Source organism: Streptosporangium sp. NPDC006930 (genome assembly GCF_040635605.1).
GTDB lineage: Bacteria > Actinomycetota > Actinomycetes > Streptosporangiales > Streptosporangiaceae > Streptosporangium.
Genome location: NZ_JBEYID010000006.1, coordinates 1 through 25,707 on the forward strand (window position 1 = coordinate 1; position 25,707 = coordinate 25,707).

The window sequence follows — 25,707 nt, forward strand, 5'->3', positions numbered from 1 at the left end:
CGCAAGGAGCTGGCCGGCTCAGGGGCGTTGGGTGACATCGGCGCGCACATCATCGATACCGCGCAGTTCATCACCGGGCAGCATTTGACGCAGGTGTCAGGGCTGACCGAGACGTTCGTCACCCAGCGGCCGCTGGCCGAGGCCTCGGCCGGCCTGTCGGCCGAGAGCACCGGCGCCGCGAGTGAGAGCGGGGACGGCGTGGAGATGGGTGACGTCGACGTTGACGACGCGGCGTTGTTCATCGGCCGTCTCAGTGGTGGCGCGCTGGCGTCGTTCGAGGCCAGCCGGTTCGCGACCGGGCGTAAGAACGCGTTGCGGATCGAGGTGAACGGTTCCGCGGCGAGTTTGGCGTTCGATTTCGAGGCGATGAACGAGCTGTGGTTCCACGATCACGCGTTGCCGGCCGAGGAGGCGGGTTTCCGCCGGGTGCTGGTCACCGAGGCCGGGCACCCGTACGCGGGAGCGTGGTGGCCCCCGGGCCACGGCCTGGGGTATGAGCACACCTTCACCCACGAGGTGAAGGACTTCGTCGAGGCGATCACCTCCGGTGTCGCCCCGGCTCCGTCGTTCGACGACGGGTTGAACGTCCAGCGCGTGCTGGCCGCGGTCGAGCGCAGCGCCGCCGACCAGAGCCGGATGACGGCGATCGAGGAGGTATGACGGAGCCTGCCACCCATCGGGTGCACACCCGGTGAGCGGGCCCCGTCACCCGCGTGACGGGCGCGCGAACCGAGTTCGCACGCCCGTCACGCGGCCGACGACGGTTCTCAGTCCAGGACGACGATCTGGCGCAGGACCTCGCCGCCCCTGAGCGCCGCCACGGCGTCGTTGAGGTCGGCCAGCCTGATGCGGGAGCTGATCATGCTCTCCAGGTCGAGCTTGCCCGCCTTGTAGAGCCCGGCGAAGAACGGGAAGTCGCGCCGGACGTCCGAGCCGCCGTACAGCGAGCTGAGGATGTTCTTGCCCTCGAACAGCAGGTTGAAGGCGCTCAGCGGGACGTTGTCGTCCATCGCGCCCGCGCCCACCACGATCGTGTCGCCACCCCGGCGGGTCGCCTGCCAGGCCGTCATGATGGCGGCGGACTTGCCGACGGCCTCGAAACCGTAGTCGAACCCGGCGCCGCCGGTGAGCGTGCCGACCGCGTCCATGAGCTGGTCGGGTGTGATGGCGTGGGTCGCGCCGACCTTCTTGGCGAGGGCGTGCTTGGACTCCAGGGGGTCGATCGCGAGGATCGTGGTGGCGCCGGAGATGCGGGCGCCCTGGATCACCGACAGGCCGATACCGCCCGCGCCGACCACGGCGACGGTCGAGCCCGCCCTCACCTTGGCCGTGTTCAGCGCCGCGCCGACGCCGGTGGTGATCCCGCAGCCGATCAGGGCCGCGGCCTCGAACGGCACGTCGGAATCGACCTTGATCGCCCCCTGCCAGGGCACGACGATCTCCTCGGACCAGGTGCCGCACCCGGCCATGCCGAACGCCGGGGTGTCGCCGCCGTAACGGAAGCGGGCGTTGACGAAGCTGTCCATCACGTACGTCATGCACAGGAAAGGCTGGTTCACCAGGCAGTTCGCACAGCTGCCGCAGGCCGGGGTCCAGTTGACGATGACGTGGTCGCCGGGTTGTACCGAGGTCACGTGGTCACCGACCTCGACGACCTCTCCCGCCCCCTCGTGGCCGGGGACGACCGGCAACGGCATGGGCAGCACGCCGCTGATCACCGACAGGTCCGAATGGCAGACGCCGGTGGCCCTGATCTTGACGCGGACATCCGTCGGGCCCATCGGCGCGAGGGTGAGGTCATCGCGGATGTCGAGCTTGTCGTCGCCGACGGCATGCAGAAGCGCACCACGCATGGGGGGTCCTCCTAGTTCTCCTCAAGGGAGAGTGCGGCTTTGGGACAGGACCGGACCGCGTGCCGGACGCGGTCCAGCATCTCCGGCGGCGGCTCAGGCAGCAGCACGTGCAGCTGGTCGTCGTCGTCGAGCTCGAAGACCTCCGGGGCGAGTCCCATGCAGATCGCATTGGCCTCACAGACCAGATAGTCGACTTTGATTTTCATACGGGCCTCCTAACCGGGAATGGCGAGCTTACGGTGATCCCAGGAGATCACTCGACTCGGCTCGACCACGAAGGCGACCCTTTTACGGCCGGTGTAGGCCACGTACTCGGTGAGTGACTCCTCAACGTCGGGCATCCCGGCCATCCGTCTGGTCACGTCCATGCCGATGCCGAGGACGCCCTCAAGGTCGTCGATCCTGCGCGCCACCCCGTAGACGAGGACACCGCGCAGGTCGGAGTATTCGTCTCCGGCCTCGATCAGGCAGCTCACCCGGGCGTCGCGCTGGATGTTGAGCGTCTTCTGCGCCTTGCCGTAGGTCCAGAACGAGATCTTGCCCTCGGCCAGCCCGTAGAACATGGTCACCATGTGCGGTGTTCCGTCGGGGTTGATCGTGCCGAGTTGCAGCTTCCGAGACTCGGCGATGAAAGCCGTCACCTCGTCGTCGGTCATCACGATGCGGGCGCGCTGGTTCACGGTGCAAAGTAGAACATGTTCCACAAGGTCGGGCAAGGGCGGTCGGAATGTTGTTCGGTCTCGGTAGTCTGCTGCGATGAGCATCGCCACCATGCCGGCCGACCTGCTGTACGTCGCCCAGCGCGCCAAGGGTTTCATGCCACCCGAGGAAGGAGTCGCGCTGTTCGAGACCGCCGCCGAGTACGGCCCGCGGGGTCCGATCTGCGAGATCGGCAGCTACTGCGGGAAGTCCGCCGTCTACCTCGGGGCGGGGGCCCGGCAGGCGGGGTCCGTCGTCTTCACCGTGGACCACCACCGGGGTTCCGAGGAGATCCAGCCGGGCTGGGCCCACCACGACCCCACGCTGATGGACCTCCGCTTCGGCAAGATGGACTCGCTGCCCACCTTCCGCACCACCATCGCCTCCGCGGGGCTGGAGGACGAGGTCGTCGCGATCGTCGGCAGCTCCGAGCGCGTCGCCGCGCTGTGGAACACACCGCTCGCGATGCTCTTCATCGACGGCGGCCACTCCGAGGATCCGGTGACCAAGGACTACGAGGGGTGGGCCCCGCACGTCATGCCGGGCGGCGCCCTGGTCTTTCACGACATCTACCCCGACCCGGCCCAGGGCGGGCAGGCTCCGTACCGCGTCCACCAGCGGGCCCTCGCCTCCGGTGCGTTCAGGGAGGTCCGGCAGGAGGGCTCGCTGCGGGTGCTCGAACGGGTCGGATCCGGCATCGGCTGACGGAAAGCGTCGCGTGGAGGCGTGCCGCGAGCGTGCGGCGGAGGTGGGGCGGTAGGGCCGCGTGCAGACCCCGGCCCGCGCCGACGATCACCAGGGCGAAGAACAGCCCGGAGACGACATGAAACTGGAGCAGCAGCCCGTAGACCGTCGCCGTGGCGAGGCCGAACACGACCTGCTCACGCGGCCTGGCGGGGGAGGTGCCCGGCTCGACGATCACGTATCCGGCGTAGAGGGCGAAGGCCGTCCCGGTCATCGGCAGCAGCGCGCTCACCGTCGACACGTCGGTCAGCGCGCCCCTGACCAGCGCCTGCAGGGCGAAACCGCCCGTCCAGCCCACGAGCAGCGGCAGCCTCCCCGCGAGCCTGGCGTTCACCGCCGTGCCCCAGGCGAGTACGGCGAGTGGCACGACCAGGTCGAACGGCCCCGAGACCCACGCGGTGAACTGGTACGCCGGAGCGAGGCCGACCCACGGGAACAACAGCAGCACGGCGACGATCCCGAAGGCCGCCGGGTTCAGGAACGGGCTCCCCGGCACGTCCTCGGCCCTTCGCCCCTGCTCCGGGGTCTCCGATGCTTTCACGCGGGAGACGTCCGGTGCCTTCATGCGGAAGACGTACGTGCCGCCAACGCCGATGAGGACGGCGAGTGCGATCGGCATCAGGTGCCCGTTGCCGTACAGCAGCATCGCGCAGAGCAGGCCGCACACGTAGGACGGCAGGAGGAGGCCGACGACCCGGGCGCGGGGCACGCCGAGATAGCGGGGCGGGCGTCGCCACGACCACGCCTCCACCGTCTCCAGCACGAGTTCGGCGGTCACGCCGGTGAGCACGCCGACCACCGGTGCCAGGCAGGACTGTTCGAACCCGAGCACGGTGTGCCCGAGCACAGTGATCAGGGTGAGGGACGCCGCCAGCCGCCGGAACGCCCTCTCTCGCCTCGGGTCGGCGTTCATGGCCGCCGGATCTCCGAGGCGTGGCCGTCGGCGAGCAGGATCTGATGTCGGCTCTCGCCTTCGGGTGGCGTTCATGGCCGGATTTTCGAGGCGTGGCCGTCGGGATTCGATGCCGGCTCTCGCCTCGGGTCGGCGTTCATGGCCGCCGGATCTCCGAGGCGCGGTCGTCGGCGAGCAGGATCTGATGCCAGCCGGGCTCCAGGGACACGGACGTGGTCCGTGTGCCGCCGCAGGCGTTTCTCCAGGAGATCTCGACGGGGACGACGGGGTCCGGCAGGTCGTCGCCGAGGCCGAAGAGCAACTCGGGTGCGGAGACGCCGTTGTGGCCGTTGGCGGGGTAGAGCTGCCTGCTACGCGTGACCCCGCCGGGCAGGCGCACCGTGGCGACGGCGCCGATGGCGGGCCGCGTCGGCCCGGGGTGTGCCGCTCCGGCCCATGCCTGTCCGGGATGTTCCGGTTGGGATGGCACTCGGGCTCGCGCCTCGCCGAGCGTCTCTTGCCCGGGCCGCACGTGTCCGGGCCGCGGCCGCCCCTCTGGGTGTGCCGCTCCGGCCATACCGGCCATGCCGCAGGCACCGGCGGGGAGGCGGAGCCGCAGGCCCACGAACGGGGCCGTCGGCCCGTGGTTGCTGTAGAGCACCGACGCGGACCACTGGTTGGCGACCGCGAAGTCCAGCCGCCCGTCGTCGTCGACGTCGCCCACGGCGAAGGCCCGGCTGACCGCACCCTCACCGTCCCCGCCGTCCCCGCCGGCGCCGTCGACCCCGGCTCGCCGCGCCACGTCCACGTAGCGGCCGTCCGGTCCCCTGATGAAGAAGGTGTTGGTCTCGCGTCCCGACAGGTCGTCCCCGACCTTCAGATCCGGCCACAGCGAAGGGCGGGAGAGGAACAGGTCGTTGGCCGACTCCGCCTCCCGCAGCCGCGCCCACCGGTCGACCTCACCCCTGGCGAACCCGGTCGCGTGCATGATCTCGTCGATGCCGTCGTTGTCGAAATCGGCGGCCTTGACGTCCCAGGACCAGCCGCTGCGGCTCAGTCCCAGTTCCTCGCCGAGGTCGTCGTACGGCGCGTGACCCTCGTGGAGCCCTCCTCGCCGTGACACGAAGGCGAAGTCGCCCTCGCGCGGCGCGGGGTCCCCGCTGAGGTTGCTCACCAGGATGTCCGGCCTGCCGTCGGCGTTGAGGTCGGTGAAGGCCACCCCCATCCCCCGGAAGGAGTCGCGGCCGAGGACCCGCGAGGAGGGAGTGGCCAGGTGTCGGGTGCCCCTCGCCTCGGTGAACCGGACCCTGCCGGGCGCAGACTCGTTGACCAGCAGGTGGTCGGGACCGAAGTCGTTGGCCACGTACAGTTCGGGCCGTCCGTCGCCGTCCAGGTCCTGGGTGCCCAGCGCGAGGGTCCAGCCCCGGCCCTCGCCCGCGACCTCGTCGAACACCCCCTTCGCCTCGGTGAACAGCGCGGGTCCCGTCGCCCGGTAGAGCCGGTCGCCGCCCCCGTTGGCCGCGGCGGACGGCGAGTCGGGCATCACGGCGTCGTCGCTGTCGCCTTGGTCGTCGCTGTCGTCGCTGTCGTCGCGGTCGGCCTGGTCGCCGCTGTCGCCGCCCAGCACCCTGACGCCGTCGGGGAAGTAGTTGCCGAAGACGAGGTCGAGACGGCCGTCCCCGTCGAAGTCTCCGGCCGTGGCGGCGCTGGTGTTCCAGATCTCCGGCTCGGCGGTGAGCGAACGGTGGCGGAAGGCCGCACCGGACGGGGGCTCGCCGGGGACGCGCAGGAACAGGGAGGGGGAGCGGCCCCAGTAGTAGACGATCAGGTCCTCCCAGCCGTCCTGGTCGAGATCGGCGGGCAGGCATCCCGTCGGTGCCTCGTGCCGTCCGCGCTCGGGGGGGACCAGCGTGAACGGCCGGTAACGGCGCGAGGTCCCCGGCGCGGGCCTCACGGTCACCGTGTCGCGGCGGGGATCGACCAGGCACAGGTCGTCGGCGACGACTCCGCCGTCCACGTCGAACAGGGCCACCCCGGCGCCCAGCGACGACGCCGGGCTTCCGAGGCGCGCGTACCCCGGCGCGACCGGCCGCAGGAGACGGTCACCGGCCCGCGAGGGAGGGCTCAGCGGTCTCGCATGGAAGGAGAAGGTGGCGGACGCCTCCACCGCCGAGGTGTCCGGCAGGGCGGTCAGCCTCCACCCGGCGGTCGCGGACACCAGGGCGAGGAATCCCGCCGCGCATCTGCGAACCCCACCGCCCCTCCGAGTCACGGACCCGAACGTAGTGAGCCGCATTCAGCCCTTCAAGCACCGCGTTTCTGGTTCCGTGCAAAGAAACCGCCGGGGGTTCAGCTCCTGGAGCGGGCGTGGCTGCAGCCGCACGCGGCGGTGGGACGGTCGGTCACGTACCCGCCCGCGTCGCGGAAGATGCCCGAGGCGGGGGTGTGCCCGTCCAGCGCGTCGGCGGCGAGCACGACCGCGGCCGCGGTGTAGGCCGAGCGCTCGTGCGGGAAGTGCTTGCCGTTCACGAACTGCCAGCCGGTCCAGTACGAGCCGTCCTCGTGCCGCAGGTGCTGCATGTCGGAGAAGAGCCGCAGCGCCCGTCCCCGGTCGCCCAGGGCGTCGAGGGCGAGCACCAGCTCGCACGTCTCCGCGCCGGTCACCCACGGCTGGTCGGAGACGCAGCGGATGCCGAGACTCGCCTCCACGAACGTGTCCCACTCCTCGGCGAGCCGTGTCTCCGCGGCCTGGCCGCGCACCGCGCCGCCCAGGATCGGGTAGTACCAGTCCATCGAGAAGCGGCTCTTGTCGGCGAACGCCTCGGGGTGGGCGGCCAGCACGTGGCCGAGCTGGTCGGCGGCGAGCTCCCAGTCGGGCTGTGGGTCACCCAGGTGCTCGCCGAGCAGCACACCGCAGCGCAGACTCTGGTGGATGGAGGCGCAACCGGTCAGCAGGGCGTACGCGGCGGGCCTGCCGTCGGCCGCGCGCTCCCAGACGATCTCACCTCGGGTGGTCTGCAGGCCGACCACGAAGTCCAGCGCCGTCCGGACGACCGGCCACATCCGCCGGGCGAAGTCCTCGTCTCCGGTCACCAGGAGTTCGTGCCAGACGCCGACCGCGACGTACGCGGCGTGGTTGGACTCCCCGCCCTGCTCGACGGCCTCGCCGCCGACGAGTTTCATCGGCCAGGAACCGTCGGCCCGCTGTGTGCGGACGAGCCAGTCGTACCCTCGGCGGACCGGGCCGGTCAGCCCCGCCACGCTCATCGCCATCAGGCACTCGATGTGGTTCCAGGCGTCCACGTGTCCCTCGGGCCACGGGACGCCGCCGTCGGCCTCCTGCACCGCCGCGATGCTCCGGGCGGTGCGGACGACCTCTTCCCACTCCATGCAGCCGCTCACTGCCTCTCCTTCGGAGGTCACGCGGGCTTGCGGACGTAGAGCACCACGCTTTTGCCGATGAGCGGGTTGAGCACGGCCTCGGCGATCCTGGTGGCGGCGGGGCGCTTCATGATGTCCCAGACCAGCAGCTCGTGGTACGCCTTGGCCAGCGGGTGGTCGTTGTTGTCGACGCCGACCGCGCACTTGATCCACCAGTAGGGCGCGTGCAGGCCGTGGGCGTGGTGGTGCGGGCCGATGACGAAGCCCGTCGACTTGAGCTTCGCGCTCAGCTCGGCGAGCGTGTAGATGCGGACGTGCCCGCCGGGAGCGGTGTGGTACGCCTCGTCGAGTGCCCAGCAGATGCGTTCGGGCAGGAAGCTCGGCACGGTGACGGCCGCCTGGCCGCCCGGCTTGAGCACCCGGAAGATCTCGCGCATCGCGGCCATGTCGTCGGGGATGTGCTCCAGCACCTCCGCGGCGATCACCCGGTCGAAGCCGCCGTCCTCGAACGGCATGTCGAGCGCGTCGCCGGTCACGGTCTCCGCCGTCGCCCCCGGCGGCACCTCCCCGGCCTTGTCCATCGCGGAGAACATGCTCGCCACGTCCTCCAGCTCCTTGGCGTCCATGTCGAAGGCCACCACGTCGGCGCCGCGCCGCAGCACTTCGAAGGCGTGCCGTCCGCCGCCACAGCCCAGGTCCAGGACTCGGGTCCCCGGACCCACGGGCAACCGGTCGAAGTCGACAGTCAGCACTCGCCGCTCCTTGTGAGAGGTGGTCGTTTCAGGGTGTCGCTCACTTCGGTTGTTTCAGGGTGTCGCTCACTTCGCCCGGCGGGCCTGGATGGCCTCGTGGTAGGCCTCCACGGTCCGTTGGGCGACGACGTTCCAGGTGAAGCGCTCCATGACCCGGTCGTAGCCCTTCTTGCCGACCGCGGCACGCTCCTCGGGGGAGTCGTGCAGGCGGCGCAGCACCGCGGCGAGCTCCTCGGGGTCGCCGGGGGCCACCTGTATGGCGGCGTCGCCGACGACCTCGGGCAGCGCCCCGGTGCGGCTCGCGACGAGCGGGGTGCCGCAGGCCATGTGCTCGACGGCCGGCAGCGAGAAGCCCTCGTACAGGGAGGGGACGACCGAGATCTCCGAGGTGGCGATCAGCTCGCCCAGCTCGGCGTCGGAGATGCCGTGCACGAATTTGACCCGGTCCTGCAGCGCCAGCTCGCCGACGAGCTTCTCGGTCGGGCCGCCGGGGGTGGGCCTGCTCACCACGGTCAGGTTGACGTCGCGTTCGGTGGCGAGCTTCGCCACGGCTCTCAGCAGGGTCGCGACGCCCTTCATCGGGGAGTCGGCGCTCGCGACCGCGACGATGGACCCGGGTCGCTTGGGAATCTCCGGGCGCGGGTGGAAGTAGCGGGTGTCGACGCCCAGCGGGATGAGCCGCATGTTCTTCTGCGGCACGTTGAAGTCGCGGTGGATGTCGGCGAGGGACGACTCGCTCACGGTGAGGATCGGGCTGAGCCGGGGCGCGACCTTGGCCTGCATCCGCACGAAGCCGTACCAGCGCCGCATCGGGAGCTTCTTGCGCAGCGTCGCGGCCTTGATCTCGATGCGCCGGTCCACGCTGATCGGGTGGTGGATGGTCCCGACCACGGGGAACAGCTTCTGGATGCCGAGCACGCCGTAGCCGAGGGTCTGGTTGTCCTGCACGACGTCGAAGTCGCCGACGCGCTTCTTCAGCTCGCGGTACGCCCGCAGGCTGAAGGTGAGCGGCTCGGGGAACCCGGCGGTCCACATGGTGCCGACTTCGAGCAGGTCGATCCAGTCGCGGTACTCGCTCAGCCCGGGGGTGCGAAAGGGGTCCTCGTCGCGGTACAGGTCAAGGCTGGGGATCTTGGTGAGGACGACGCCCTCGTCGAGCTCCGGGTAGGGCTGGCCGGAGAAGACCTCCACACTGTGCCCGAGTGCGACCAGCTCGCGACTGAGATGACGCAGGTAGACGCCCTGCCCACCGCAGGTCGGTTTGCTGCGGTACGACAGCAGCGCGACCCGCAGTGATTCAGCACCCGGCACGGCAACCCCCTTCTCAACCTGTCCGAAAAGGGGACAGGTACCGTGAAAGATGACCTTTGTCCTCGGACCCTACCATTCACGAACCCTGTTGTACCTGATGTGGAATTGTCCCTAGATCGCGCTTCACGGCGTGCGAACTGGGAAGTTAGCCTTATCGAGCGTGATTCGGTGTAACGCGTTCTAGGTGTGTTGTGCCTCAGGGGGATGGTGCCTGCCGGGTGCTCTGCGGGTACATTCGCCATCAAACGGCACAAGACCCGGCATAGGTTGCCGCCCCCGCAAGCGAGGAGGACGCGTTGGCCAGGCGCGCGCTGATCACCGGTATCACCGGGCAGGACGGTTCCTATCTGGCAGAGTGCCTGCTCGGTCAGGGCTACGAGGTCTCCGGTCTTGTCCGCGGGCAGGCCAACCCCCGGGTCCCACGTTTCCGCAAGCTCCTGCAGGACGTCCAGCTCGTCCGGGGAGACCTGCTTGACCAGGGTTCGCTGATCTCCGTTGTCGAGAAGGTCCAGCCCGACGAGGTCTACAACCTGGGCGCGATCTCGTTCGTCCCCATGTCGTGGGAGCAGGCCGAACTCACCGCCGAGGTGACCGGCATGGGCGTGCTGCGCATGCTTGAGGCGATCCGGGTCTGCTCGGGCATCTCCTCCTCGCGCACGGCGGCGGGATCGGGCCAGATCCGCTTCTATCAGGCGTCCTCCTCGGAGATGTTCGGCCAGGTCCGCGAGACCCCGCAGACCGAGATCACCCCCTTCCACCCCCGCTCGCCGTACGGTGTGGCCAAGGCGTACGGGCACTTCCTGACGCAGAACTACCGCGAGTCGTACGGCATGTACGCGGTGTCGGGGATCCTGTTCAACCACGAGTCCCCGCGCAGGGGGGCCGAGTTCGTCACCAGGAAGGTGTCGCTCGGCGTGGCCAGGATCAAACTCGGCCTCGCCTCCGAGCTGCGCCTGGGCAACATGGAGGCGCGCCGCGACTGGGGATTCGCCGGAGACTACGTCCGCGCGATGCACCTGATGCTCCAGGCGGACACGCCCGAGGACTATGTGATCGGCACCGGCCGCACCCAGACCGTCCGCGACCTCGTGCAGGCGGCCTTCACCGCCGCCGGGCTCGACTGGGAGCGGTACGTCGTCACCGACCAGACCCTGCACCGCCCGGCCGAGGTCGACCTGCTGTGCGCGGACCCGAAGAAGGCCCGCGTCCAGCTCGGCTGGGAGCCCACGGTCGGCTTCGAGGAACTCGTGGCGATGATGGTCGAGTCGGACATCAAGCTGCTCTCCGAGGGCGGCGACCCCGACCAGGACTCCTCCTGGCCCTGACCTTCACCTCTCTCGGCGGTCCGAACGCACCTCCCTGATCGGTCCGAACTGCCCCGATCCTCACCCCTGGGCGGTCCGAACGCACTTCCCCGCGAGGTCCGAGCGGTCCGAGCCTCACCCCGAGCGGTCCGAACGATCCCGAGCCGGCCTTGCCGGGGGCCGGTGACTCTTTCCGGCCTCCCGGTCCTGAGTCGGTCCGGGCATTCAATAGACGAGTCGTAGCGTCTCGTCTTGACAGCGTGTGCGACAGGGGGAATGCTGTGTCATAAGCGAGACGATACGTCTCGTCGCATATGGCGATTCCACCGATCCCACGCCAAAGGTCTCGACGGACCCCCCGACGGCATCCCGGCAGAATTCCAACAGAGGAGAAACCATGCCCCGACGCGCGCACATCGCGATGGTCAGCATCCCCGCGCCGGGCCACGTGAACCCGAGCATCGCAGTGATCAGGGAGCTGGTGGCGCGGGGGCACCGGGTGACCTACGCCAACGACCCCTCCTTCGCCGACGTGATCACCGGTGCCGGGGCCGAACTCGTCCCGTACACCTCGACCCTGCCCATGGGAGACAGCGCCGAGTGGCCGGAGGACACGGTCGCGCAGCTCGACGTCTTCCTCGGCGACGCGATCTCGATGCTGCCGCAGCTCCGCGCCGCGTACGACAACGACCGGCCCGACCTGTTCCTCTACGACATCGGTGGCTACACCGCCCGGGTGCTCGCGGAGAACTGGGACATCCCCCTGATGCAGCTCTCGCCGACCTACGTGGCCTGGGAGGGCTACCGGGAGGAGATGGCGCCGATGGTCGAGGAGCTGAAGAAGGCTCCGGGCGGGGCCGAGCACTACCGGCGGTTCGACGAGTGGCTGCACGACAACGGCATCCGCGACACCGACTCCCACGACTTCGGGGGCCGTCCGCCACGGGCGCTCGCGCTCATCCCGAAGGTCATGCAGCCCAACGCCGACCGGGTCGACCCCGCCAGGATCACCTTCACCGGGCCCTGCTTCGCCACCCGTGCCCACCAGGAGCCCTGGGTCCGGCCCGAGGAGGCGGAGAAGGTGCTGCTCGTCTCCCTGGGTTCGGCCTTCACCAACCTGCCGGACTTCTACCGCTCCTGCCTGGCCGCTTTCGGGGACCTGCCCGGCTGGCACGTCGTCCTGCAGGTCGGGAGGTTCGTGGACCGGGCGGAACTCGGTGCGATCCCCGCCAACGTCGAGGTGCACTCCTGGGTCTCGCAGCTCTCGATCCTGGAGCGGGCCGACGCGTTCGTCACCCACGCGGGCATGGGCGGCAGCCAGGAGGGCCTGTACTGCGGCGTCCCGATGATCGCCGTCCCGCAGGCCGCCGACCAGTTCGGCAACGCCGACAGGCTCGTGGAACTCGGGGTCGGCCGCCGGATCGACACCGAGGACGCCACCCCGGAGGCGTTGCGCGCCGCCCTGCTCGACCTCACCTCCGACCCGGAGGTGGCGGCTCGGCTGGCGAAGCTCAGGAACGAGGTCCGGGGCGAGGGCGGCACCGTCCGCGCGGCCGACCTGATAGAGGAAATGCTTTGACCTCCTCCTCGGCCTGAAGGGCCGGGGATTCTCCCGCCGCGTCGCGGTTGAGCGGCACGCGGGGTTTGACGCGTAGCCCCTCAGGCCGGCGGAGCGGCGGTGCGGTCCGCGAGGCGTTCGTGGCGTTGCTTGGCCGCCTGAGGGGTGGCGAGGCCGAGACCGAACGCGATCTCCTGCCAGGTGAGGCCGCGGCCCCGCGCCATGAGGAGGAGCGAGGCCTCAAGCTCGTCCATCTCCGCGCGGGCCCTGGGCAGAAGGGTGAGGGCGGCGGTGATGTCGGCGTGGTCCACCTCCGGCTCGCCCTCCTCGCGGTGGGCGCTGCCGCTCAGCAGGAACGTAACGAGCCTGACGGCCTCGTGGGCTCCGAGGACCGTGGGGTGGACCTGCCGAAGGCGCTGGGATTCGTCGGTCGCGTGGCGCTCGGCGATGCGCGAGAGGGAGGCGTACTCGCGGTGCGTCCGGGTCAGGGCCGGATCGGGAGCGGTGAAGGGGTCGGATGATCCGTCGTGATGAGCGGGCATGCGACCAGGATGATCCAGTGCACAGCCTGTTGTCAACAATTTGAATTCAACAGAATGTTTAAAGGATGGGGGTGACGCCGCTACGGTGACCCGTCGACCGGTGCGGAAAGGCGCACGGGAGACATGGGCGGTAGACACAGGAGGACGCGCTGGGAAACGGTGGGACACGGGGAGATTCGCCCGGTTTTTAGTGGCCCCACCGCGAGTCGGATGCATCGGTGGCACCACCGTGAGTCACTGGTGTGAGCCGGATTCTCCGGTGCCTCCGACATGGGAGGGTGCCCCTCCCATGTCGTGTCCGGTGTCGCCCGACCTCAGCCGACGGTGACCGGCAGGTCCTTGATGCCGTTGATGAAGTTGGACCGCAGGCGACGGGCCTCGCCCGCCTGCTCCAGGTTGGGCAGCCGCTCGGCCAGCACCTCGAACAGGACCCGCAGCTCCAGCTTGGCGAGATGGTTGCCCAGGCAGAAGTGCGCGCCGCCGCCGCCGAAGCCGATGTGCGGGTTGGGGTCGCGGCCGATGTCGAAGACGCCGGGGTCGGCGAACACCTCCTCGTCCCGGTTGGCGGAGCTGTAGAAGATCACGACCTTGTCGTCCTCCTTCACCTCCTGCCCGCCGATCATCGTGTCGGCGGTGGCCGTACGGCGGAAGAGGTTCACCGGGGCGACCCAGCGGACGATCTCGTCGGCCGCGGTGCGGGCGAGGGAGCGGTCGGCGACGAGGCGCCGCCACTGCTCGGGGTTCTCGAAGAAGGCGAGCATGCCGCCCGAGGCGGCGTTGCGGGTGGTCTCGTTGCCCGCCACCACGAGCAGCAGCACGAACAGGTCGAACTCCTCCTCGGTGAGGGTCTCCCCGGCGGCGTCGGGCATGATCAGCTTGGTGACGATGTCCTCGCGGGGCTGGGCGCGTCGCTCGGCGGCGAGGGTGTTGGCGTAGGCGTAGACCTCCATCGCCGCGTTCGTGCCCTCTTCGGGGTCGGCCGCGTAGTCGGGGTCCTCGGCCCCGATCATCTGGTTGGACCAGTTGAAGATCTTGTCGCGATCCGCGACGGGGGCGCCGAGCAGCTCGCAGATCACGTACAGCGGGAGCGGGGCGGCGATGTCCCTGACGAAGTCGACCGAGCCGCGCCCCTTGGCCTCGTCCACCAGTTCGTGGCAGATGTCGCGGATGTGCCCCTCCAGGGCGTTCATCATGCGCGGGGTGAAGCCCCGGTTGACCAGGGAGCGCCGCCGGGTGTGCTCCGGTGGGTCCTGGTTGAGCATCATCAGCCGCTGGAGGGCCCTCTGGTCCTCGGGGATCTCGTTGAAGAGCGCGAGCTTCCTGCTCGACGAGAACAGGTCGGAGCGGCGGGAGACGTGCACCACGTCGGTGTGCTTGGTGACCGCCCAGAAGCCCGGCCAGCCTCGCTCGGCGTCGCCGGGGTGCGCGTAGACCGGCGCGTTCGCCCGCAGCCAGGCCAGCTGTTCGTAAGGCGCGCCGTTCTGCCAGTAGAAATCCTGGTCGACCAGATCGATATCCAATGGTCCTCCTGCGAACCGGTCGGCGCTTTCGTGACACGGTTCATATCGGCGCGATTTCGGGGGTGCGGTCAGCGGCGTACCCTCACGCGTTCGCCGAGAATCCATCGCGAACGTGGCGATCGCGGGACTTTTTGGAGCTCCCGCCTTTCGCTCCGGGCACGCCGAGTTACCGAGTGCCTGAGCGGGCGCTCGGCGATTCTTCTTTCTGGAACGTGTTCTATTACGGTAAGGGGGCCCCGTCAAGTCGGGGCCCGTACGGCGACCGCGATCAGGGGGCGGCGAGCTTGACGATCGTGTAGGACCCGCCGGCTTCGGCGTCGACGGTGACGACGTCACCGTCGCGACGCGGGGTGACGATCCCGCCGCGCTCGTCCTCGACGTGGTGGCGGCCATCGATCATGGCGGCGCGGACCCTGAGGGGACCGGATTTCCCGGCGTGCACGGTGACCCTGTCGGCGTCGCCGTCCCTCCACGAGACGTCCACGGTCACGTCGCCCCGGGCGCGCAGGCCGGTGACCGAACCGGTGGGCCAGGCGGACGGCAGCGCGGGCAGTACGTGGATCGTGCCGTGCACGCTCTGCAGCAGCATCTCGGCCATGCCGGAGGTGGCGCCGAGGTTGCCGTCGATCTGGAACGGCGGGTGGGTGTCCCACAGGTTGTCCAGAGTGGAGCCCCTGAGCTGCTCGCCGAGCATCCTGTGCGCATGGTCGCCGTCCAGCAGGCGAGCCCAGAAATTGATCTTCCACGCCTTGCTCCAGCCGGTGCCGCCGTCGCCCCGCGCGGTGAGCGAGATCCTGGCCGCCTCGGCCTCCGGGGTGCCGGCGATGATCTGCCGTCCGGGATGCAGCGCGAACAGGTGGGAGACGTGCCGATGGGTGTTACCCGGATCGTCGAGGTCCTCCTTCCACTCCTGGAGCTGTCCCCAGGACCCGATCCGGATCCCCGGGTCGAGCATGGCCAGCGCGGCCGTCACCTCGGCCTGGAAGGCCGTGTCGGCCCCGAGCGTCCTCGCCGCCTCCAGGGTGTCGGTCAGCAGTTGAAAGACGATCTGCTGGGACATCGAGGCGCCCGCCGTGAAGTCGCCCTGCTCAGGAGAGTAGCCGGGGGAGACCACCAGCCCGCCGTCACGCGGGTCGGCGTGGAGGGTGTCCAGCCAGAACTCGGCCGCGCCCTTCATCACCGGGTACGCGGTCTCGCGCAGGTAGTCGATGTCGCCGCAGAAACGGTAGTGGTCGTACATCCGCAGGGTGAGCCACGCCGCCGCCTCGGGGAACCAGAACGCGGTGGCCCAGTCGTGCACGCCGGTGAAGCCGAACGGGTTGGTCTCGTTGTGCACCACCCAGCCGCGCGCCCCGAACATCTCCCGCGCGGTCCTCGCGCCGGGGGCGACCAGCGACCGGATGTAGCGGTCGTACGGCTCGGTCGTCTCGGCGAGGTTGGTCTGCTCGGCGAGCCAGTAGTTCATCTGCAGGTTGATGTTGACGTGGTAGTCGGCCGCCCAGGGGGGATCGGTGGAGTCGTTCCACACGCCCTGCAGGTTCGCCGGGAGCGCCCCTGCCCTGGAGGAGGCGATCAGCAGGTAGCGGCCGTAGGCGAAGAACATCGCCTCCAGCGCCCGGTCGTCGGCCGAGGTGCCGCCGGTGTAGGCCGCGCGCAACCTGTCGGTCGGGACGGCCGGGGTCCTCTGCCCGAGGTCGAGCCCGACCCGGTCGAACAGCCTGCGGTGGTCGGCCCGGTGCTCGGCCCTGAGCTCCTCGTACGATCTGCGGGAGGCCTCGTCGACCGCCCCGGTCACCCTGGCGTGCGGGTCGGCGCTCCGGTAGGCGGGGTGGACGTCGGAGTAGTCGGTGCCCGCCGACAGGACGAACACCGCGCTGTCCGCGCCCGTGACGGTGATCTCGTCGACGCCGTCGACGCGGGTGCCGCCCCGCGTGACCACCTGTACCTGCGCCTCGAACCTCATGCCGTTGTCGGCGAGTACGCCCCTGACGGTGAGGCGACCCTCGGAGACCGAGACCTGTCTGTCGTCCCTGTCGTCGCGGGGCGAGGAGGTACGCAGCGTGAAGAAGACCTCGCCGCCCCTGTCGGCGGAGAGCCGGCCGACGACGACGTCGCCGGGGTGGCTGGCGAAGTACTCGCGGGAGTGGGTCACCCCGCTCGCGGTGTAGCCGACCCTGGCGACCGCCTCACGCAGGTCCAACTCCCTGCGATAACCGGTGACGGTGTCCTCGGGCGTCTCGGTGTCCGGGGGGATCCCGGGGCCGCCGTGCATGTCCAGCCAGAGGTCCCCGAAGGTCTGGTAGGCGCCGAAGCCGCTCCTGGGTTGCCCGAGCCTGGCCGCCACCGCCTCGGGGGACATCGCGCCGTCGCGGTCGATCCGTGCCCTGACCTCGGCGATCGCGTTCGGCCTGGGGGAGGCCCAGTTGCCGAAGTCGTAGCCGTTCGCCCCGGGGCCGCCGGTCCACAGTGACTTCTCGTTGAACTGGATCCGCTCGCGGCCGACGCCGCCGAACACCATGGCACCCAGCGCGCCGTTACCGATCGGTAACGCCTGGGTCTCCCAGTCGGCGGCCGGCCTGTCGTACCAGAGCGTCAAGTCATCGGGTGTATCCGAGGACGTCATGTTCGAACCCTTCCATCTGCGGTTACCTCTCGATGGTGGAGGAGACGTTTCGATCTGTGAGGGGTTGACATCGAGGTTCGGTGTCGTTCAACATCACGAGACAAGACATCCGATGTATCGATAAAGGACGCGGCGTGAAGCTACTGCGAGTGGGACCGGTGGGCCAGGAGCGACCGGCCATTCTGGACGAGGCCGGTAACCTCCGTGCAATCTCGGAAGCCGAGATCGACGGGGCTTTCTTCGCTTCGGGGGGCGTGGCTCGGGTCCGCGAGGCGCTGGAGCGGGACGAGCTTCCCGTGCTGGACGCCGAAGGACTGCGGATCGGCGCCCCGATCGCGCGGCCCGGGAAGATCGTGTGCATCGGCCTCAACTACATCGACCACGCGACGGAGACGAACGCCGCCACCCCGGCCGAGCCGATCGTCTTCATGAAGGCGCCCAACACGATCGTCGGGCCCAACGACGAGGTGCTCATCCCCAGGGACAGTGTGAAGACCGACTGGGAGGTCGAGCTGGCCGTCGTCATCGGCGAGACGGCCCGCTACGTCGAGACGCACGAGGAGGCGCTGTCCAAGGTCGCGGGCTACGCCATCTCCAACGACGTCTCCGAGCGCGAGTTCCAGCTGGAGCGCGGCGGCCAGTGGGACAAGGGCAAGTCCTGCGAGACCTTCAACCCGCTCGGTCCCTGGCTGGTCACCCCCGACGAGATCCCCGACCCGCAGGCCCTGGGGCTGCGCCTGTGGGTGGACGGGGAGCGGTTCCAGAACGGCGACACCAAGAACATGATCTTCACCGTGGCGGAGGTGATCCGCTACCTCAGCCGGTTCATGGTCCTCGAACCCGGTGACCTGATCAACACCGGCACCCCGGCGGGCGTCGCGCTCGGCCTGCCCGGCACGCCGTACCTGCGCGCGGGACAGGTCGTGGAGCTGGAGGTCGACGGACTCGGGCGCCAGCGGCAGACCATGGGACAGGCGTGAGCGACGAAACGGTACGGAGGTCTCTCGATGGGTGAGTTCGACGGCATGCGCGCCCTGGTCACCGGCGGCGGATCCGGCATCGGGCTGGCCACCGCCACCCTGCTGGCCGAACGGGGGGCGAGGGTGGCCTCCCTCGACATCAACGCCTCCGGTGGCCCGTTCGTCGAGGTGAGGGCCGACGTCACCGACGAGGAGGCGGTCCGTGCGGCCGTCGCCGAGGCCGTCGAACGACTCGGTGGCCTGGACATCCTGGTGAACAACGCCGGGATCGGCGCCGCCGGGACGATCGAGGACAACCCCTACGAGGAGTGGGCCAGGGTCATGGACGTCAACGTCCTGGGCATCGTCCGGGTCACCCGGGCGAGCCTGCCGCACCTGCGCCGCTCGGAGCACGCCGTGATCGTCAACACCTGCTCGATCGCGGCGACGGCGGGACTTCCCCAGCGGGCGCTCTACAGCGCCTCCAAGGGGGCGATCCAGTCGTTGACGCTGGCGATGGCGGCCGACCACGTGCGCGAGGGCATCCGGGTCAACTGCGTCAACCCGGGCACCGCCGACACCCCCTGGGTGCAGCGCCTGCTGGATGCGGCGCAGGACCCGGAGGCCGAGCGGGCGGCGCTGGAGGCCCGCCAGCCGATGGGCCGCCTGGTGAGCGCTCCGGAGGTCGCCGCGGCGATCGCCTACCTCGCGAGCCCGCTCGCGGCGGCCACCACCGGCACGATCCTGGCCGTGGACGGCGGGATGCAGGGGCTCAGGCTCCGGCCGAAGTCGTGACCGGGATCCCGGCTGGATCGCAGAAACGGAACGGAGCAGGCGGTGCGGGTTAGCAGGTACGGCTTCGGTGCGGCCCCGATCGGGAACCTGTTCTCGGAGGTCGGTGAGGACGTGGCGCGCGCGGCGGTGGACGCGGCCTACGAGGCGGGGGTCCGCCTGTTCGACACCGCGCCCCACTACGGGCTCGGCCTGTCGGAACGACGGCTCGGCGCCGCCCTGGCGGAAAGGCCCCGCGACTCCTACACCCTGTCCACCAAGGTCGGACGTCTGATCGTGCCGGCTGTCGGCGAAGGCCCCTTCGGCCGGGACGACCAGGGCTTCGACGTCCCCGGGGACATGCGCCGGGTGTGGGACTTCTCCCGCGACGGGATCCTGCGGTCGCTGGAGGAGAGCCTGGAGCGACTCGGCCTCGACGCGGTCGACATCGCCCTGATCCACGACCCGGACGACCACTGGGAGCAGGCGGTCTCCGAGGCGTACCCGGCCCTCGCCGAACTACGTGACCAGGGCGTCGTGAAGGCCGTCGGGGTCGGCATGAACCAGACGGGGATGCTCGCCGCGTTCGTCCGCGAGACCGGCGTCGACACGGTCATGCTCGCCGGGCGCTACACCCTCCTCGACCAGTCGGGGGAGGAGGAGCTGCTGCCCCTGTGCGTCGAGCGCGGCGTCTCGGTGCTCGCCGCCGGGGTCTTCAACAGCGGACTGCTCGCCACCCACGACCCGTCGGGCACCTACGACTACGCCCCCGCCCCCGGACCGCTCCTGGAGCGGGCCCGCCGCATCGCCGCCGTCTGCGAACGTCATGACGTCACCCTCCCCCAGGCGGCCCTCGCCTTCCCTCTGCGCCACCCGGCCGTCGCGAGCGTCGTGATCGGCGTCCGCTCCGCCGCCGAGGTCACCCGCAACGCGGAACTGGCCGCCGCCCCCGTCCCCGAAGCCCTCTGGACCGACCTCGCCGCCGAAGGTCTCATCTCCTGAGCCGCCCGGTCTCCGTTGAATTTCGCGGGACCGTCGCGCCCGGTGTCGATTTCGTCGGACGCCGTTCGTGTGAAGGGTAGGAAGGCGGCCATGGTGCCGCACCGATCCAGGAGGCGCGATGAAACAGTATCTGCTCAGCATCTATCAGCCCGACGGAGACGTTCCCGCGCCCGACGTGATGGAACCGATCGTACGGAACCTGGGCGCACTGGAAGAGGAGATGCGGGCCGCCGGCGTCTGGGTCTTCTCCGCCGGACTGCACCCCCCGGACACGGCGACCGTGATCCGCGTCAAGGACGGTGACACGCTCATGACCGACGGCCCGTACACCGAGGGCAAGGAACACCTCGGCGGGTTCACGATCATCAGGGCGCCGGACCTCGACGAGGCGCTCGAATGGGGACGCAGGCTCGCCCTGGCGATCGGCCTTCTCCCCGTCGAGGTGCGGCCGTTCCAGGGTGGGGCGGGCGGCTGACGTCCAGGATGGAGGGCGTTCCCGCCTCGAAGATCGACCGTGTGTTCCGTGCGGAGTACGGGCGCGCGGTCGCGGTCCTGGTCCGCCTCCTCGGTGACATCGACCTCGCCGAGGAGGCGGTCCAGGACGCCTTCACCGTGGCGGTACGGCTGTGGCCCTCCACCGGCCTGCCGCCGAACCCGGCGGGGTGGATCATCACGACCGCCCGCAACAGGGCGATCGACCGGTTCCGGCGGGAGACGACCCGCCAGGACCGCCATGCCCAGGCGGCCCTGCTGTACGCCGGCGACGAGCCATTGGAGGAGGGCGCGGTGCGCGACGACCGGCTCCGTCTGATCTTCACCTGCTGTCATCCCGCGCTCTCGGCCAACGCCAGGGTCGCGCTGACGCTGCGGCTCCTGGGCGGGCTCACCACCGCCGAGATCGCCCGGTCCTTCCTGGTTCCCGAGGCGACCATGGCCCAGCGGATCGTCCGGGCGAAGAACAAGATCCGCGACGCGGGGATCCCGTACCGGGTCCCGGCCGAGGCCGATCTCCCGGACCGGCTCAGGTCCGTCCTGGCCGTGATCTACCTCATCTTCAACGAGGGGCACACGGCGAGCTCGGGCGAGCGGCTGGTGCGCGAGGAGCTCTGCGCGGAGGCCGTCCGGCTGGGAAGGCTCCTGGCCGAGCTCATGCCCGACGAACCCGAGGTCATGGGGCTGCTCGGGCTCATGCTGCTCGTCGAGTCCCGCCGGGCCGCCCGCACCACGCCGGACGGCGACCTGGTGCTGCTGGCGGACCAGGACCGGAGCCGGTGGGATCGCGACCTGATCACCGAGGGCCAGGCCATCGTCCGCCGCTGCCTGCGGCGCGACCGGCCGGGCCCGTACCAGATCCAGGCCGCGATCAACGCCGTGCACAGCGACGCGCCGACCGCGGCCCTCACCGACTGGTGGCAGATCCTGGCGCTGTACGACCGGCTTCTGGCTCTCGTCCCCAACCCGGTCGTGGCACTCAACCGCGCCGTCGCGGTGGCCGAGGTCGACGGGCCGCAGGCGGCGCTCACCCTGGTCGAGGGCCTCGACCTTGATGACTACCACCCGTTCCACGCCGTCCGCGCCGACCTGCTCAGGCGTCTGGGCCGCACCACCGAGGCGGCGCGGGCCTACGAAGCGGCGATCGCCCTCACCCACAACGAGACCGAGCGCGATTTCCTGCGGCGCAGCCGCGAGGCACTCGCCTGAGTCCGGCGCCTGTTCGTGCTCGTCCAGGTTTGTGCTTGTCCAGGTTCGTGCCTGTCCGAGTCAGGCGTTTGTCGTGCTTCGCCTGCTCTGCCTGTCCCGGTCAACCTGTACCGGTGCGATGGGGGGCCACCGAAGCGCGCGAGACGGCCGCGGGGATCGTCAGGTGAGGGTCTTGCGGAGCCACTCCTCGACCCCGGCGATGTGGACCGTGGCCCAGGCCCGCGCCACCTCCGGCTGGCGGGTGGCGATGGCGTCGCAGATCGCGGCGTGCTGCTCCAGGGTTTTCTCCTGGGCGTTCTCCTGGGTGAGGCCCCGCCAGATCCTGGCCTTGGTGGTGGGGCCGGAGAGACTCTCGATGAGGGAGCACAGCACCGTGTTGCCGGAGCCCGCCGCGATGCGCTGGTGGAACTCCAGGTCGTTGGACACCATCTGCTCGACGCTCGGATTGGGAGGCAGCCCGTCGAGGATCTTGCGCAGCTCGGTGACGTCGGACTCGGACATGTGCTCCGCGGCCATCGCGGTCGCCGCGGGCTCCAGGATCCGCCGCACCTGGAAGAACTGCAGCACGGTGTCGTCCTGGTGGAAGTCGACCACGAACGACATCGCGTCGAGCAGGAGCCTGGGCTCCAGGCTGGTCACGTACGTGCCGTCGCCCTGGCGCACGTCCAGCACCTTGATCAGGGCCAGGGCCCTGACGGCCTCGCGCAGGGAGTTGCGTGACAGGCCGAGCCGATCGGCGAGGTCGGACTCCTTGGGCAGTTTGCTGCCCGGGGCGAGATCGCCAGACAGGATCATCTCTTTGATCTTGTCGATAGCGGCGTCGGTGACCGCCACTCCGCACCGTCCTCAGGTCGTGCCAGACATCCGATGTCTATGAGTGTATGGCGAACCGCACCGGATCCACCCCCGTCACGCGGCTGACGATTCCGCGTACCTCCAGCGTGCGCAGGTGGGCCGCGGCCTCCCCGGCGGCCATCCCGCGCAGTACGGCGGGGAAGTCCTTCCAGGGGCGGTTCCAGGTCATGCGTTCGGCGATCTCCCAGATGGTCAGGGGCTCCTTCTCCTCGGCGAGCAGGGCGGCGAGCCGTCGGAGCTTCTCCTCGTGGTGGATGTGGATCTCCGTCGCCCGAGCCGCCGTGTCCTGAAATATCCATTCATGGGCGGGCAGGGCCTCAAGCTGTCCCATCCCCTTCACCTTCTCCAGCGACTCCAGGAAGTCGCTGAGCGGATCCACGTCCGCACGGTCGTACGGGTAGATCCCGATGTGCGGCGTGATCGCCGGCAGTACGTGGTCCCCGGTGAAGATCCGGTCGGCGTCCTCCAGGTGCAGGCAGATGTGGCCGGGAGTGTGGCCGGGCGTCCAGATCGTCCGGAGCCTGCGCCCCGGCAGGTCGATCAGGTCGCCGTCGGTGAGAACGCGGTCGGGGAGCGCGGGCGGCTGCGGCCGGTTCCCCCTCACCTCCTCCACCTCGACGGCTCCCGCTCCCGCCCGGCGCAGCATGTCGGCCTGGAAGTCGCGCTGCGCGTCGCCCTCGAACTGCCGCATGAAGCCGATCAACGCGGCGTCGGCCTCGTGCATCGCGATCCACGCGCCGGATTCCTCCCTCACCTGGCCGGCCAGCCCGGCGTGGTCGGGGTGGAAGTGGGTCACGACCACCCCGCGCACGTCGCGGACGTCGATGCCGACCGCCCCCAGCCCGTCGCGCAGCGCCAGCCACGCCTCGGGGGCGTTCCAGCCCGCGTCGACCAGGACGGGACCCGCCGGGGACTCGATCGCGTAGACCAGCGTGTAGCCGAGCGGGTTGCCGGGGATCGGGACGGGCACGCTCCACACCCCGCCACCGGTGTCGAACGGACGCTGCTCGCTGTACGGCCTGCGGCGGGATTTCAACGCTGGTGCTCCTTGTACGACCTGCGGGGGCAACGGGGGTGCTCCCCACCGGCGCCACGCGGGGCGCCTCGGGTTGGCGGCGCCTCTCAGGGACGCCTCGGGTGAGTGGCGCCATGGGGAGACGCCTCAGGGTATCGGCGCCGCTCAGAGGCGCTCCAGGATGGTCGCGGTCGCGAGCGCCCCGCCCGCGCACATCGACACCAGCGCGGTCGAGGAGTCGGACCGCTCAAGCTCGTGCAGGGCGGTGGTGATCAGTCGGGAACCGGTCGCTCCGACCGGATGGCCGAGCGCTATGGCGCCGCCGTTGACATTGACCCGTTCCATGTCTGGCTTGTGCACCGATGACCAGGATAAGACCACCGAGGCGAAAGCCTCGTTCACCTCGAACCTGTCGATGTCAGCCGTGCTCATCCCGGTCGAGGACAGGACCTTGGCGGTCGCGTCCACGGGTCCGTCCAGGTGGTAGTACGGCTCGGAGCCGACGAGCGCCTGGGCGAGGACGCGGGCCCGGGGCCGCAGGCCGTGCCGGGCGGCGGCCTCCTCGCTCATGAGCAGCACCGCCGCCGCGCCGTCGGAGATCTGCGAGGAGGTGCCCGCCGTGTGCAGGCCGCCCTCGCCCATGACGGGCCTGAGCCCGGCGAGCCCTTCGACGGTGGTCTCACGCAGCCCCTGGTCCCTGTCGACGACGCGGGTCTCACCGGTGGGCGCACCTTCACGGTCGAGGACCGGCGCGGTCACCGCGACGACCTCCCGGTCGAAGCGGCCCCGGGCCCACGCCTCCGCGGCGAGGCGCTGGGACCTGGCGCCGAACCGGTCGAGCGACTCGCGGGTGAGCCCGCGCCGCCGCGCGATCCGTTCCGCGGCGGTGAACTGGTCGGGCAGGTCGAGGTCCCAGTCGTCGGGCCGGGGGTCGGCGGGCAGCACGTTGGAGCCGAGCGGCGCCCGGCTCATCACCTCGACGCCGCAGGCCACGCCGACGTCGATCACCCCGGCCTGGATGAGCGCCGCGACCAGGTGCACCGCCTGCTGCGAGGAGCCGCACTGCGCGTCGATCGTGGTCACGCCCGTCTGGTACGGCAGCCCGGCGTAGAGCCAGGCGTGCCGTCCGACGTGGCCGCCCTGCTCTCCGGCCTGCGTGACACACCCGGCGAAAACCTGTTCCACGGCGGCGGGGTCGATGCCCGACCTGCCGATCAGACCGGTGAGCGCGGCGGCGAGGACCGCCTGCGGCTTCAGCCCGGCGAGCCATCCGTTGCGCCTGCCGATCGGGGTTCTCACTGCCTCGACGATCACCGCACCCATAACGATCTCCTCGCCATCCGGCTGGGAGCTCGCGCGCACCGGACGGCCGTCCTCGCCGATCCGCCCGCCCGCGCGTCACTCCAGAACGTCGCTCTAGTCGCCTTCGGTAGCGACTGTAACGGGTTCTAATTTCAGGTGGAAGGCGGGGTGGGGTTTCTCGCGGAACGCCTCTCAGCCGGAGGCGGAGGGCTGGAAGTCGGCGAACAGGCGTCCGGCGGCGATCTCGATGCGGCGCTGGATCTGCTCGTACGTGCGCCGGCCCCTGAGCATCTCCATGAGTTCGTGCACCCAGACGCTGGACAGTGAGCCCGCGAGGGCGAACTGCTCCTCGGTGGCGGTCTCGGCGGTGAGGTCGGCTCCGGCGACGCGGAGCAGCAACCCCGCCATGCGGTCGCCGAACGGTATGTCGACATCGGCCATGATCAGTGAGCGGATGAGCGCGTCGGCGAGCTCGGGCTCGCGCATCAGGCCCCGGGTGGCGCGCATCAGCACGTCGACGGCCCGCCCCGAAGCCGTCGTGGCGCTGGGCGGGCGGCGCTCGATGCTGGTCTCCAGCAGGTCGATCTCCTCGCCGACGACGGCGACGACGAGATCCATCTTGGAGGGGAAGTATCGGTAGAGCGTTCCGAGCGCGACCCCCGCGCGCTCGGCGACGGTCCGCATCTGCATCGCCTCGACGCCACCTCGTGAGGCGAGGGCGGCGGCGGCCTGGACGATGCGCTTGCGCCGCTGGTGCTGGCTCCTGGTGCGGACGCTCGTGGGCGCCGACTCACTCTGCATGCCGGGTGCCCCCTCGGTGATGGCCGGATCGGCGCCGCTCGGGGCGTGCCTGCCGGTCCGGCGCGGGGTGACCGGCGTGTCGGTGGTCACATGCGAGATACGCATGAGAACACGTTATCTGA

General features: G+C 70.1%; 24 protein-coding genes. 9 read left to right on the forward strand and 15 right to left on the reverse strand.

Annotated elements, in window-relative coordinates; genetic code table 11:
* The coding region (locus ABZ664_RS12545) for a Gfo/Idh/MocA family oxidoreductase (RefSeq protein ID WP_362507330.1) at window positions 1-660 on the forward strand (660 nt) is incomplete at its 5' end.
* Between the two features lie 107 nt (window positions 661-767).
* Here ABZ664_RS12545 and ABZ664_RS12550 read toward each other — a convergent pair.
* Genes ABZ664_RS12550 through ABZ664_RS12560 form a run of 3 tightly spaced genes read right to left on the reverse strand, consistent with a single transcriptional unit; the run spans window position 768 to window position 2,533 of the window.
* Entirely contained in the window at window positions 768-1,853 is a 1,086-nt protein-coding gene (locus tag ABZ664_RS12550; protein WP_362507333.1) for a Zn-dependent alcohol dehydrogenase, read from the reverse strand.
* An 11-nt stretch (window positions 1,854-1,864) separates the two neighbouring features.
* A complete protein-coding gene (locus ABZ664_RS12555) occupies window positions 1,865-2,059 on the reverse strand; it encodes a ferredoxin (protein WP_362507336.1) in 195 nt (64 codons plus the stop codon).
* Window positions 2,060-2,068: 9 nt separating this feature from the next.
* Window positions 2,069-2,533 (reverse strand): pyridoxamine 5'-phosphate oxidase family protein, encoded by a 465-nt coding sequence (locus ABZ664_RS12560; protein ID WP_362507339.1) that lies wholly within the window; start codon window positions 2,531-2,533, stop codon window positions 2,069-2,071.
* A gap of 76 nt (window positions 2,534-2,609) precedes the next feature.
* On the opposite strand from ABZ664_RS12560, the gene ABZ664_RS12565 reads away from it, so the two are divergent.
* Complete coding sequence (locus ABZ664_RS12565) at window positions 2,610-3,257, forward strand: class I SAM-dependent methyltransferase (protein WP_362507342.1); 648 nt, start codon at window positions 2,610-2,612, stop codon at window positions 3,255-3,257.
* Here the strand turns inward: ABZ664_RS12565 and ABZ664_RS12570 are convergent.
* The 5 genes from ABZ664_RS12570 to ABZ664_RS12590 form a co-directional block, all read right to left on the reverse strand.
* Entirely contained in the window at window positions 3,193-4,209 is a 1,017-nt protein-coding gene (locus ABZ664_RS12570) for an enediyne biosynthesis protein UnbU (protein ID WP_362507345.1), read from the reverse strand. The genes ABZ664_RS12565 and ABZ664_RS12570 overlap by 65 nt on opposite strands.
* 136 nt (window positions 4,210-4,345) lie before the next feature.
* The gene (locus ABZ664_RS12575) at window positions 4,346-6,460 is read right to left on the reverse strand and encodes a CRTAC1 family protein (RefSeq protein WP_362507348.1); all 2,115 of its coding nucleotides are present in this window, start codon (window positions 6,458-6,460) and stop codon (window positions 4,346-4,348) included.
* A gap of 77 nt (window positions 6,461-6,537) precedes the next feature.
* Window positions 6,538-7,590, reverse strand: a complete 1,053-nt coding sequence (locus ABZ664_RS12580) for a prenyltransferase (protein ID WP_362507351.1) — start codon at window positions 7,588-7,590, stop codon at window positions 6,538-6,540.
* Between the two features lie 17 nt (window positions 7,591-7,607).
* Entirely contained in the window at window positions 7,608-8,321 is a 714-nt protein-coding gene (locus tag ABZ664_RS12585) for a methyltransferase domain-containing protein (RefSeq protein WP_362507354.1), read from the reverse strand.
* Between the two features lie 66 nt (window positions 8,322-8,387).
* A complete protein-coding gene (locus ABZ664_RS12590) occupies window positions 8,388-9,632 on the reverse strand; it encodes a glycosyltransferase family 4 protein (RefSeq protein WP_362507356.1) in 1,245 nt (414 codons plus the stop codon).
* A 296-nt stretch (window positions 9,633-9,928) separates the two neighbouring features.
* On the opposite strand from ABZ664_RS12590, the gene ABZ664_RS12595 reads away from it, so the two are divergent.
* Both ABZ664_RS12595 and ABZ664_RS12600 read left to right on the forward strand, forming a co-directional pair.
* Window positions 9,929-10,957 (forward strand): GDP-mannose 4,6-dehydratase, encoded by a 1,029-nt coding sequence (locus ABZ664_RS12595; RefSeq protein WP_362507358.1) that lies wholly within the window; start codon window positions 9,929-9,931, stop codon window positions 10,955-10,957.
* Window positions 10,958-11,333: 376 nt separating this feature from the next.
* Complete coding sequence (locus ABZ664_RS12600; RefSeq protein ID WP_362507361.1) at window positions 11,334-12,515, forward strand: macrolide family glycosyltransferase; 1,182 nt, start codon at window positions 11,334-11,336, stop codon at window positions 12,513-12,515.
* A gap of 80 nt (window positions 12,516-12,595) precedes the next feature.
* Here the strand turns inward: ABZ664_RS12600 and ABZ664_RS12605 are convergent, their stop codons facing one another.
* The 3 genes from ABZ664_RS12605 to ABZ664_RS12615 form a co-directional block, all read right to left on the reverse strand.
* Window positions 12,596-13,036 (reverse strand): DNA-binding protein, encoded by a 441-nt coding sequence (locus ABZ664_RS12605; protein WP_362507364.1) that lies wholly within the window; start codon window positions 13,034-13,036, stop codon window positions 12,596-12,598.
* A 314-nt stretch (window positions 13,037-13,350) separates the two neighbouring features.
* A complete protein-coding gene (locus ABZ664_RS12610) occupies window positions 13,351-14,556 on the reverse strand; it encodes a cytochrome P450 (protein ID WP_362507367.1) in 1,206 nt (401 codons plus the stop codon).
* A gap of 268 nt (window positions 14,557-14,824) precedes the next feature.
* A complete protein-coding gene (locus tag ABZ664_RS12615) occupies window positions 14,825-17,152 on the reverse strand; it encodes a glycoside hydrolase family 95 protein (RefSeq protein ID WP_362507370.1) in 2,328 nt (775 codons plus the stop codon).
* A gap of 161 nt (window positions 17,153-17,313) precedes the next feature.
* Between ABZ664_RS12615 and ABZ664_RS12620 the strand changes: the two genes are divergently transcribed.
* The 5 genes from ABZ664_RS12620 (at window position 17,314) to ABZ664_RS12640 (ending at window position 21,612) form a co-directional block, all read left to right on the forward strand.
* On the forward strand, window positions 17,314-18,159 hold the full coding sequence (locus tag ABZ664_RS12620; RefSeq protein ID WP_362507373.1) for a fumarylacetoacetate hydrolase family protein: 846 nt from the start codon (window positions 17,314-17,316) through the stop codon (window positions 18,157-18,159).
* A 27-nt stretch (window positions 18,160-18,186) separates the two neighbouring features.
* Window positions 18,187-18,933 carry an SDR family oxidoreductase gene (locus tag ABZ664_RS12625; protein WP_362507376.1) on the forward strand — a complete coding sequence of 249 codons (747 nt, stop codon included), beginning with the start codon at window positions 18,187-18,189 and terminating at the stop codon, window positions 18,931-18,933.
* Between the two features lie 42 nt (window positions 18,934-18,975).
* Window positions 18,976-19,911: an aldo/keto reductase gene (locus ABZ664_RS12630; RefSeq protein ID WP_362507379.1), complete on the forward strand. Its 936-nt coding sequence runs from the start codon at window positions 18,976-18,978 to the stop codon at window positions 19,909-19,911.
* A 118-nt stretch (window positions 19,912-20,029) separates the two neighbouring features.
* Window positions 20,030-20,386 carry a YciI family protein gene (locus ABZ664_RS12635; RefSeq protein WP_362507382.1) on the forward strand — a complete coding sequence of 119 codons (357 nt, stop codon included), beginning with the start codon at window positions 20,030-20,032 and terminating at the stop codon, window positions 20,384-20,386.
* Between the two features lie 41 nt (window positions 20,387-20,427).
* The gene (locus tag ABZ664_RS12640; RefSeq protein ID WP_362507385.1) at window positions 20,428-21,612 is read left to right on the forward strand and encodes an RNA polymerase sigma factor; all 1,185 of its coding nucleotides are present in this window, start codon (window positions 20,428-20,430) and stop codon (window positions 21,610-21,612) included.
* Window positions 21,613-21,771: 159 nt separating this feature from the next.
* On the opposite strand, the gene ABZ664_RS12645 is transcribed toward ABZ664_RS12640, so the two are convergent.
* From ABZ664_RS12645 to ABZ664_RS12660, 4 genes are all read right to left on the reverse strand, one after another.
* Complete coding sequence (locus tag ABZ664_RS12645) at window positions 21,772-22,446, reverse strand: FadR/GntR family transcriptional regulator (protein WP_362507388.1); 675 nt, start codon at window positions 22,444-22,446, stop codon at window positions 21,772-21,774.
* Window positions 22,447-22,483: 37 nt separating this feature from the next.
* Window positions 22,484-23,503 carry an MBL fold metallo-hydrolase gene (locus ABZ664_RS12650; RefSeq protein ID WP_362507391.1) on the reverse strand — a complete coding sequence of 340 codons (1,020 nt, stop codon included), beginning with the start codon at window positions 23,501-23,503 and terminating at the stop codon, window positions 22,484-22,486.
* A 144-nt stretch (window positions 23,504-23,647) separates the two neighbouring features.
* The gene (locus tag ABZ664_RS12655; protein WP_362507394.1) at window positions 23,648-24,805 is read right to left on the reverse strand and encodes a steroid 3-ketoacyl-CoA thiolase; all 1,158 of its coding nucleotides are present in this window, start codon (window positions 24,803-24,805) and stop codon (window positions 23,648-23,650) included.
* 171 nt (window positions 24,806-24,976) lie between these two features.
* Window positions 24,977-25,585 carry a TetR family transcriptional regulator gene (locus ABZ664_RS12660; protein ID WP_362508246.1) on the reverse strand — a complete coding sequence of 203 codons (609 nt, stop codon included), beginning with the start codon at window positions 25,583-25,585 and terminating at the stop codon, window positions 24,977-24,979.
* Window positions 25,586-25,707 lie beyond the last annotated feature (122 nt).